The 8,751-nt window shown below is 58.2% G+C and carries 9 protein-coding genes; 5 read left to right on the top strand and 4 right to left on the bottom strand.

The window, feature by feature from the left end:
* A partial coding sequence (locus WH91_RS17705; RefSeq protein ID WP_046169026.1) for an IS3 family transposase occupies positions 1-624 on the top strand: 624 nt, incomplete at its 5' end.
* Positions 625-678: 54 nt separating this feature from the next.
* Here the strand turns inward: WH91_RS17705 and WH91_RS17710 are convergent.
* The 3 genes from WH91_RS17710 to WH91_RS17720 all read right to left on the bottom strand — a co-directional run bounded on the left by WH91_RS17710 (position 679) and on the right by WH91_RS17720 (position 4,267).
* Positions 679-1,764 carry a GumC family protein gene (locus WH91_RS17710; RefSeq protein WP_158409596.1) on the bottom strand — a complete coding sequence of 362 codons (1,086 nt, stop codon included), beginning with the start codon at positions 1,762-1,764 and terminating at the stop codon, positions 679-681.
* Positions 1,765-2,270: 506 nt separating this feature from the next.
* Positions 2,271-3,080, bottom strand: a complete 810-nt coding sequence (locus WH91_RS17715) for a WecB/TagA/CpsF family glycosyltransferase (RefSeq protein WP_244542492.1) — start codon at positions 3,078-3,080, stop codon at positions 2,271-2,273.
* Positions 3,081-3,175: 95 nt separating this feature from the next.
* Positions 3,176-4,267, bottom strand: coding sequence for an acyltransferase family protein (locus WH91_RS17720; RefSeq protein WP_345840347.1), 1,092 nt, complete (start codon positions 4,265-4,267; stop codon positions 3,176-3,178).
* 423 nt (positions 4,268-4,690) lie between these two features.
* Between WH91_RS17720 and WH91_RS24740 the strand changes: the two genes are divergently transcribed.
* The 3 genes from WH91_RS24740 to WH91_RS17735 all read left to right on the top strand — a co-directional run bounded on the left by WH91_RS24740 (position 4,691) and on the right by WH91_RS17735 (position 6,816).
* Positions 4,691-5,248: a tyrosine-type recombinase/integrase gene (locus WH91_RS24740; protein WP_158409597.1), complete on the top strand. Its 558-nt coding sequence runs from the start codon at positions 4,691-4,693 to the stop codon at positions 5,246-5,248.
* A gap of 125 nt (positions 5,249-5,373) precedes the next feature.
* On the top strand, positions 5,374-5,544 hold the full coding sequence (locus tag WH91_RS24745; protein WP_158409598.1) for a site-specific integrase: 171 nt from the start codon (positions 5,374-5,376) through the stop codon (positions 5,542-5,544).
* A gap of 124 nt (positions 5,545-5,668) precedes the next feature.
* Positions 5,669-6,816, top strand: a protein-coding gene (locus WH91_RS17735; RefSeq protein ID WP_143078304.1) for an IS3 family transposase whose coding sequence is annotated in 2 segments (ribosomal slippage) — positions 5,669-5,927 and positions 5,927-6,816 — 1,149 coding nt in all. Because the reading frame shifts where the segments join, the coding sequence is not laid out codon by codon here.
* Here WH91_RS17735 and WH91_RS17740 read toward each other — a convergent pair.
* Positions 6,803-7,153 carry a hypothetical protein gene (locus WH91_RS17740; protein WP_158409599.1) on the bottom strand — a complete coding sequence of 117 codons (351 nt, stop codon included), beginning with the start codon at positions 7,151-7,153 and terminating at the stop codon, positions 6,803-6,805. The two genes, WH91_RS17735 and WH91_RS17740, sit on opposite strands and share 14 nt — an antisense overlap.
* Between WH91_RS17740 and WH91_RS17745 the strand changes: the two genes are divergently transcribed.
* Positions 7,129-7,572, top strand: a complete 444-nt coding sequence (locus WH91_RS17745) for an autotransporter outer membrane beta-barrel domain-containing protein (protein WP_074797908.1) — start codon at positions 7,129-7,131, stop codon at positions 7,570-7,572. The genes WH91_RS17740 and WH91_RS17745 overlap by 25 nt on opposite strands.
* Positions 7,573-8,751 lie beyond the last annotated feature (1,179 nt).

Consider the following 8,751-nt stretch of genomic DNA (forward strand, 5'->3'; position numbering starts at 1 on the left):
TTCCTGTATCTGCGTAACGTGCGGGGACATGTCTGGAACCACAAGCGCGTTTACCGCATCTACCGTGAGCTGGAGCTGAACCTCAGGATCAAGCCGCGCAGGCGGCTGAAGCGAGACAAACCGGATGTTTTGGCGGTGCCCGCTGCGCCAAACATGGTCTGGTCCATGGACTTTATGGCGGACCGTTTGGGAGACGGCCGACAGTTCCGGCTCCTCAATGTCATCGACGACTTCAACCGCGAGGGATTGGGCATCGAGGTGGATTTCTCGCTCCCCGCTGAACGGGTCATTCGTAGTCTGAACCAGATCATCGAATGGCGCGGCAAGCCATTGGCAATCAGGGTCGACAACGGCCCGGAATATGTCAGTGGCAAACTCATGGCGTGGGCGCAAAGCCAAGGCATTGCCTTGCGTCACATCCAGCCCGGCAAGCCCCAGCAGAACGCCTATGTGGAACGCTACAACCGCACGGTCAGGCACGAGTGGCTCGACCAATACATCATCGAAACCATCCAGCAGGCCCAGGAGTTCGCCACGCAATGGCTATGGACCTATAACAATGAGCGGCCCAATATGGGCATCGGCGGCATAACACCCGCCCAGAAATTGGCAATGGCTGCGTAAATTCTACCGAAGAGCCCCGTTAAAAACGGGGGGATTACCCACGCCACTTGCACGTCATCGTCTTTGGATAGCGACCTTAGGCAACGGGCGCATCAACATACCAAGCAGACCCAAACCAGCGGCCAACACCAACCCGAGGGCGAGACCGGCGAACAGCCCCCCCGCCACCAGCAGGACCGTCCGAGGCGGGTAGCTGCGAACGAGGGGCGGAAACGCTGGGGAAATAACCCGGATGGTGCTGGTATTGAGCTGACTGCGCTCCCCGGTTTGTCGAGCCCGAGTAAGATAGGTTTCGTAGATGGCGACGGCGGACGTTGCAGTACGTTCTAACTGACGGAGTTCAAGCTGCGCTGTTTCGTCGGTGAAAACGTCGGTCGACTGCGCGGCGGCTACGTTTTTTAGCTGGTCGAAAACGTCGCGAGCCCGTTGTAAATCGTTCTGCGCGACCTCAACGACCCGGCCCAACTCATTGTCGATTTCGTTTTGGAGCGCGGCGAGTTCTGCCGCCGCAGCCGATAGGGTCGGATGGCGCGACCCCAGGGTCGCACTAAGGGATTCCACCTTTTGACGCGCGACCGCATACTCCGCTCGAAGCTCGCTCAAGGTAGTGCTTCCTTGGGCATCTGAACCAGTTTGACCGGAAACGAGTGCCGCGTAGCGGGCTTCGGCATCGATGAGCACCTGGCGCGCCCTATCGACCTGAACATTTATCTCGACCGCCGATTGCGTGCTGAGCTGATCGTTACTGGCTAGCGACAAACCATGCTGCCGACGATAGTCCACCACCGCGGTTTCGGCTTTTGCGGCCTCATTTCCCAGTTCAAGCAACCGTTGGTTGAGTTCTGCCGATGCCGCACTGGCGCCTTGAGCGTCTGCGCCCGCCAGTTCGGCCAAAAATGCGTTCACCACCGCGTCCGTCAGGATGACTGACTGCTCAGGTGTGTGACCCCAGGCGGAGGCTGTTACGATATAGGATCGCTCTTCGCGGCTAGCCTTGACGCGATCACCCAGAGCCCGGAGGGCTGCAATGCGTGCATCGGCACCAACAGCAGCGCCGGGTTCTACGAATTCCGGGTCGCTGGCAAGGCCCAGTGTGTCAACGACGCGTCCCAGCACACTAGCCGAGGTCAGAATGCGCATTCGACTTTCGACCTCAATGATCTGGGACTCGCCGGTCGCAGCGCGGGAGTAGATATCATCTTCGAGGAGATGAAGGTCGTTGGGATCGAGTAGAATATCGGACGAGCTCGTGTAACGCGGAGGAATTAAAATGGCCGCGGCGAGGCCCGCAACCGTGCCCAGAAACGCAACACCTAGAGCGATGAACCAATAACGTCGGATCCAGCCTAGGACCAGAAGTGGCGTGATGCTTGCAAGACCAGACGTTGGCGCAGCCCGGCGGTCGTACCTTTGGTCGCCATCGTTTACCGGCCGTAGGGCAGGTCCCGTTGGCGTCGACGGCAAAGTGTCAGACTTGAGAGACTGGTACATTGTTCTCGGCGATCTCGCGGTTGATAGGCAATTATACGCCTGAGGGGGCGAACTCGCGCGCGCTATCGACCAACTTAGTTAAGGCGCGTGCCAGCCTAAGCTGCGGCGGCAACTGAAACAATGAGAGTGCCCGGAATGCACCCCGATCCGCCTTTCTACTTAGACCGGGTCAGGATGAGGTAGGCGGAAACGGGATTGGTGGTGAGGTAGCGCCAGAAAAGGCGTTTTGGCTCCAGGAAGATGCGGAAGGCCCATTCGAGGCCGGCACGTTGCATCCACTCGGGCGCCCGCCGGTTGGTGCCGGATAAGAAATTGAACAGGCCACCAGACGTTTTGATGACACCCACCTGGCGCAGTTTATCGCCATGAGCCGCTATAAATTCTTGCTCGCGCGGCACGCCCAACGCCAGCCAAAGGATGTCGGGGGCAAGCGCGTTTATGTCTGCCAGTGTTTGATCGAGTTCTGCCCCGGCGAGAAAACCGTGGCTGTACCCAGCAATGTTCAACTCAGGATAGGCCTTCCGCACGCGCTCAACGGCCTCAAAGTTTTCTTTTTGCGTCGCTCCCAAAAAATAGAAGCTATGGCCACTTTTCACCGCAAGACGGGCAACGTCGTGGAAAACGTCGGTCGTCGCTATGCGCTCCGGCAATGGGAGCCTGCAAAGAAACCGTGACGCGACGACCATCGGCTGTCCATCGGCCACGATCTGGTCGGCGGCCACCAATAGTTGCGCAAACGCTTTGTCCGAGGCAGCCCACGCGATCACTTCACCATTGCTGGAAGTCAGGTAAATCGGGCGAACACCTCGCAGGCCACTACGGCTGGCGTCCAGCATCTGACGTGCCGCCTGCGCTCGGGTTACAACTGCAATGGGCAGGCCACCCAACATGATTGTAGGCGTTGCCGCCAAAACGGGCGCGCGGTCGAGCAGGGCGATACTGGAAGGTTGATCTAGAGGCGACACATAAGCGCTCGTGGTTGCAGAGCCGACACCATGAACGATTGGGCAATGCCACGAAACGTTATCTTTTATATTAGGTTAGCGGTCTGGTGAACGCCCTACCCTGCCGGATGGCGCACGCGAAGAGTGCTGGTTTGATTCTCGCTTTTTTCAACATCAGCAAAGGCCGCCTGCTCTGGGACCAAGCGCTGGCCAGTCCTGAAAAGATCGGGACCCAAGCCGGCAATTTTGACCATGTTCATCCGAGAAAGCGCAACGTAGAGCAAAATGGGCACAAGAACGCCGACGGCCGTCTCGATTACCAAGTGCACGGCCGAGAATTCTATCCCAAGTTTCATCAGGACTATTCTCGCAGCGGCAGCCGGGATCACGTGCGCCACGAAAATTGGCATCGACAGTGCTCCGAGCCAAGCCATTTGCCCTCGCGCCGTCGATCGATAAATGCATTGAATAGCGACTATCAGACTTACTGCGGCCAAGAGTTCCAAAACTGTTTTCTGTGTCAAGTCTGCATAACCGAAGTTAAAGCTGATGTTCAAGAATTCACATAATGCAAAAATCAATAGCGCGGGGAAGGCCATAAACAGACGCAGTTGCTTTTCGCCGAGCCACCGCGCCAGCAAAATTCCGGCGATGAAATTCGGCAAATGGTGGAGAGCCGAGGAGATGTATACGGAGGGCGGCGCTATGAACTGAAGCCCGAAAGCGACCGCTGCCAGAGTCAAATATGTTGCCGGACGCCTTTTTGCAAAAGGGACCACGAAAGAGACGACCGTTTGAATGACGAACAACGCCCAGAGAAACCAGTAAACGTCGCTTAACACGAACGGGTAGGTCAGCACTTCCCACGGTGTGATCGCACCTCTATTGGTAACGCTACCGGCCGCGAGCCTGAACGTTGCCGTGATATAGGACCACACAAGCAGAGGATACAGTAGGACGATTGCTCGCTTTTTCAATGAGCCAAGCAGCCCGTCCCTCAACACGCTGCGCTCGAAAAAATAACCCGAGACCACGAAAAACATTGGGATATGCACGAGGTAGACTGCGCTATCCAGGGTGTTAAACCACTGCTCTGAGTGCGGAAGTCCTGCCTCCCGGTCCCCTCGCAAAACGTGCCCGAAAACAACGAGCACGATTGCCATCCCCTTCACGGCATCAGCCCACAGAAGACGGCCTGAAATCGGAATGTTCTCACCTCACTTACCGGTAGTGATACCTACACAAGAAAGCAAACGCTCGGCACTTTGTTTCCTGAAGTGTCGTTAACGTCCGCGTTGCCCGTTAAAAACGGCAGCGATTTGCTACCAAGCGAGAATAAGGCGCCCAAGCCACGCTGAGCATCACCCTGTTGCGCATGGTTATGGGAGCCTTGTGCATACGCCTGGAAACGCGCTCAATGGCACTTCGCGGGTTGGCGAGCGACTTGAAGCGCTTCTGAAGCGAGCCATCGCGCTTGTCCAAACCAATCGCGCCGCCGTCGACGCTCTGGCAGACCAGCTTTTGACAAGGCGGCTGTTGCAAGCTGCCGAGATTGACGAGCTGCTGAGGCCTTTCCTAACGCCGGAAAGGACGCCTCATGCCGAGTTGGGCTAAGATCCTCGATCGGCTAGATGGCGCAATATTCCGTTCACAGCGTCGCAAGTTATCGGAGCGGCTTCGGCCGCTTCGCCTCATGGTGCCGGGCCAGGCGCTTGCCTATTTTGCCTGCGGCACCTGCGACGGTGGCGAAATATGTCGATGCCCATGCTAAAGAACTTTCGCCGAATACGATCCGTCACCGCCTCGCGGTCATCGGCACAATTCATCGCCATTGCCATTTACCTGACCCGACCAAGGCTCCAGAAGTCGAACTCGCCTGGCGGCGTGCTCGCAGGGCTAAGCCGTCGCGACCTCGTCAGGTACCGGGCCTGACGGCCTCGCTGCGCGACCAATTGCTGGAAGTGTGTTCGGATGATTTGATCGGGCTAAGGGACAAAGTCATGGTCAGCGTCGGCTTCGACACGCTATGTCGCCGTGGAGAATTGGTCTCGATCGCCATCACCGATCTCTCGCTGCGCGACAACGGACGTCTTTCCATCCTGGTGCGCCGCTCAAGAGCGATCCGGACGGCGCCGGGCGAACAGCACACTTATCGACGCAGAGCAGCGGACTTGTTGCCAGCTGGCTGACCGCAGTGCATGCGTTAAGAGGACCCCTACTCCGCCCGGTCTATGGTCGAACGATTTCGCCGCGACATCTTGAACCCCTGACCGTCGCCCGTGTGCTTAAAAAGCTATCGGCAAGGCACCCAAATATGGTCGATAGCATTGGTAAAATCTCTGGACATTCTTTGCGCGTCGGCGCTGCACAGCAACTCGCCAAGGACGGTCACGGCGTGCTCAAAATCATGCGGGTCGGCGGTTGGAAATCGCCGGATGTGCTATCGAGATATGTCGAGCGTCTGGATATCGATATTTGGCAGTGAACGTTGCGCGATACATTCCGCCCACAAAGACTGCTTTGATAGCCACACTGCGTGGCTTTGAGGTATGAGCTGCTGCCGGTTTTGAGGACACCGAGTTAAGGTGTTTTGGAACTGGAGAGTTTTGATGGAGAGACGCAAGTTCAGCCGGGAGTTCAAGCTCGAGGCTGTTAAGCTGGTCAGGGAACGAGGCGTTGCGGTGGCGCAGGCGGCCCGCGATCTGGACCTGCATGTGAACGTATTGCGCAAATGGGTACGTGAGCAGTCCGCCAATCCGCAACAGGCCTTCCCCGGCCACGGGCAGATGAAGCCCGAGCAGCTTGAGATCGAGAAGCTGCGCCGCGAGGTCGCCAAGCTCAAGGCGGAGCGCGATATCCTAAAAAAAGCCGCGGCCTACTTCGCCAGGGACTCGATATGAGGTTCTCTTTTGTGGCGAAGCACCGAGTGATCTGGCCGGTCTCGTGGATCTGTGAGGCACTCGGTGTGTCTCGCTCTGGCTTCCATGCCTGGCTCAACCGCTCGCCGAGTAGACGGGCTCAGTATGACGAGGTGCTGGTCGCAGGCATCCGGTCCAGCTTTGCCGGAAGCGATCGCACCTATGGCGCGCGGCGGGTCCGGCACGACGTGCTGGCCAAAGGGCTCGACGCCGGTCTGCATCGCATCGAGCGGCTCATGCGCCAGGAAGGCCTGCGGGCGCGTCCCCGCCGGCGTGGACTGCCCAAGGACGCCGGTCAGCGCCATGCGGTCTCGCCCAACATCCTGGATCGTTCGTTCGTGGCTTCGGCGCCAAACCAGAAGTGGATCGCCGACTTCACCTACATCTGGACAGCCCAGGGTTGGCTCTATGTGGCGGCGGTCGTCGACCTCTACTCCCGGCGGGTGGTGGGCTGGTCGATGAGTTCATCGATGACCGCTCAACTGGTTACCGATGCACTGATCATGGCCATCTGGGGTCGCGGCAAGCCCGACAGCCTGCTGCACCACTCCGACCGGGGCAGCCAATATACATCCGAGCAGTTCCAGCGGCTGATGGCCGATCACGGCATCACCTGCTCGATGAGCCGGTCTGGCAATGTCTGGGACAATGCGGCGATGGAGAGCTTCTTCTCCTCGCTCAAGACCGAACGCACCGCTCGGAAGGTCTATCGCACTAGGGACGATGCCAAGGCCGATGTGTTCGACTATATCGAGCGCTTCTACAATCCGAGGCGGCGGCACTCAACGCTGGGCTATCTCAGCCCCGTGGACTACGAAGAGCAAGCTAAGTTAGCCTAACCGCGTGTCCACCGAACCGGCAGCAGCTCACTGCGGCAAGATACGCATCGGGCGGCTCTACATTGTCGCAGAGGTCGTCTGCATAGCTGTGAACGGCCAGCGCGCCGACAAGGAACGGCCCCAAGTCTCTCTTCTTGACGTTGTTAAGATCGATCTTTTTGAGCGATTTTCGGAAGGTATCAGCGTCGGCAAACTTCTTGCCCACATATCCGAGGCTCATCATCGCACGACGCGCCATTTCAATCGTAGCTTCTGCCATAGGGTACCTTTGCAGTTGTCTTTCGCAGAAAAGCTCGCTCGTGCCAGACCAAATTGCAACGCGTATTTCGAGCATCATGCCTCGGCCACCCCCTTGGGTACCGCGACCGACGGCATGGCGGAGCGACCGAAAGCGGCGCCGGATCTTTGAACCAGACTGTTTCGGCAGCGTCCAACTGGCAGTTGGACACCGGTATCAGTGTTGCCGCGCGCTATGACATGCCGCTTGACGACGGCGCGCGCCTGTCGATGGTCGGCAACGCTATATGGCAGCATTCCTTTGGCAGTACCGGGACCTCGCAGACCGTATCGCTGGAGGGTGGCGGTAGCCCTTCTACCGTCTCGGGCCTAGATACCGGCCGCGACCGATTGCGCGTGGTTGCGGGCGTCGAATATCATGCCAACCCGAACCTGATCGTGTCGCTCGACTATACCGCAACTCTTGGAGGGCTCGAAATCAGCCATGCTGCCCGCCTGGCGCTGCGGGTCCGGTTCTAGGATGCGATCACCCCCCGGCCGTCTGGCCTGACCTTAAAGCCGTTTCCTTGACACCAGGCAGTCGGCATTTCGAATTTCGCTGACGGCCGGCCTCAATGCAGAGTGTTTTGGGTCATACGCAGCGTTGGTAGGCGCACTGGTCAATCAGCCGAGCAGGAACAGGTATCGCCAGAACGACTTGCCAGAAACATCTCCCACCATGGCAAGGCAGTATAGCTTCCGGCACATCGCCATCGCGAGTTGGGCTGCGACGGGCCTGTCGCCAAGCGAGATCGCACTACTATGCGGCCATACCTCAGTCGCACAGCTCATGCTCATTACGCTCGCGCAAATGTGGGTCACAAGAGCAGCGCCGTGGCGGGCGCTGACGCTACTCAGTACCTTGACCTGCGCCAGACCCCAAGGTTGCCGAGGACAGCGCCGGGGCCAAGGCGGAATGTGAAATTGGGCACAAGACACGACCGGCGACACCAACCAAAATTGCTACCCGCTTCATGGTAGAAGATATGCCCATGCCGGCCCCAAAGAGCCCGTCGCCCGCCCAGCCCTGTCCCCGGAGGAGGTGCAATCCTAGTTCGCTCGCCTCGTCGACCCGCACTCTGTTGAAGAGATCGCCGCGAGCTCGGCGCGGGCCCGCAATAACGCGGAGGAAACTTCACCCTCCAAGCCCAGCACGACCAACGTGAGGGACGGCAATGGCTAGGTTGTGGTCAGAACCCGTACCGATTGCAAGCGCTGTCCATGGCTGGGCTCAAGCGCCGGGCGAGCCTTTTGGGCGCATGCCCGTAAGAGCACGAGGAAAGTGCGGAAAAGGTGATTGTCCACCTCGAGCAGGGTCACTCATCGCGAGGCCAAGCCAGCTGGGGTGCCAGGATTCTGTGCTTTTATCAGCAATCTGCTAAGCAATTGAATAATAAGGGTAAAAATGCGCGCCGCAAGTGATGTAATACAGACATGTGCGCAACAAGACAAGATACTTTTTGAATCAAATACCCACGAATTCACCATAATACCAACGGGGATTATTTGTGACTCGTTTTGGATTCCTTCTTCAGGGAATTACTGATTCCATGGGGCGAAGGAAATTCGCCCATGACAGTCTCGGTTCGGATCAGGCAGGATTATTCGTCGCAAGAGCTTCGGCGCCTGGCATCACGGAGCAAAGACGCCAATCAAAGC

The organism is Devosia psychrophila (assembly GCF_000971275.1).
In the GTDB taxonomy this organism is placed as follows: domain Bacteria; phylum Pseudomonadota; class Alphaproteobacteria; order Rhizobiales; family Devosiaceae; genus Devosia; species Devosia psychrophila.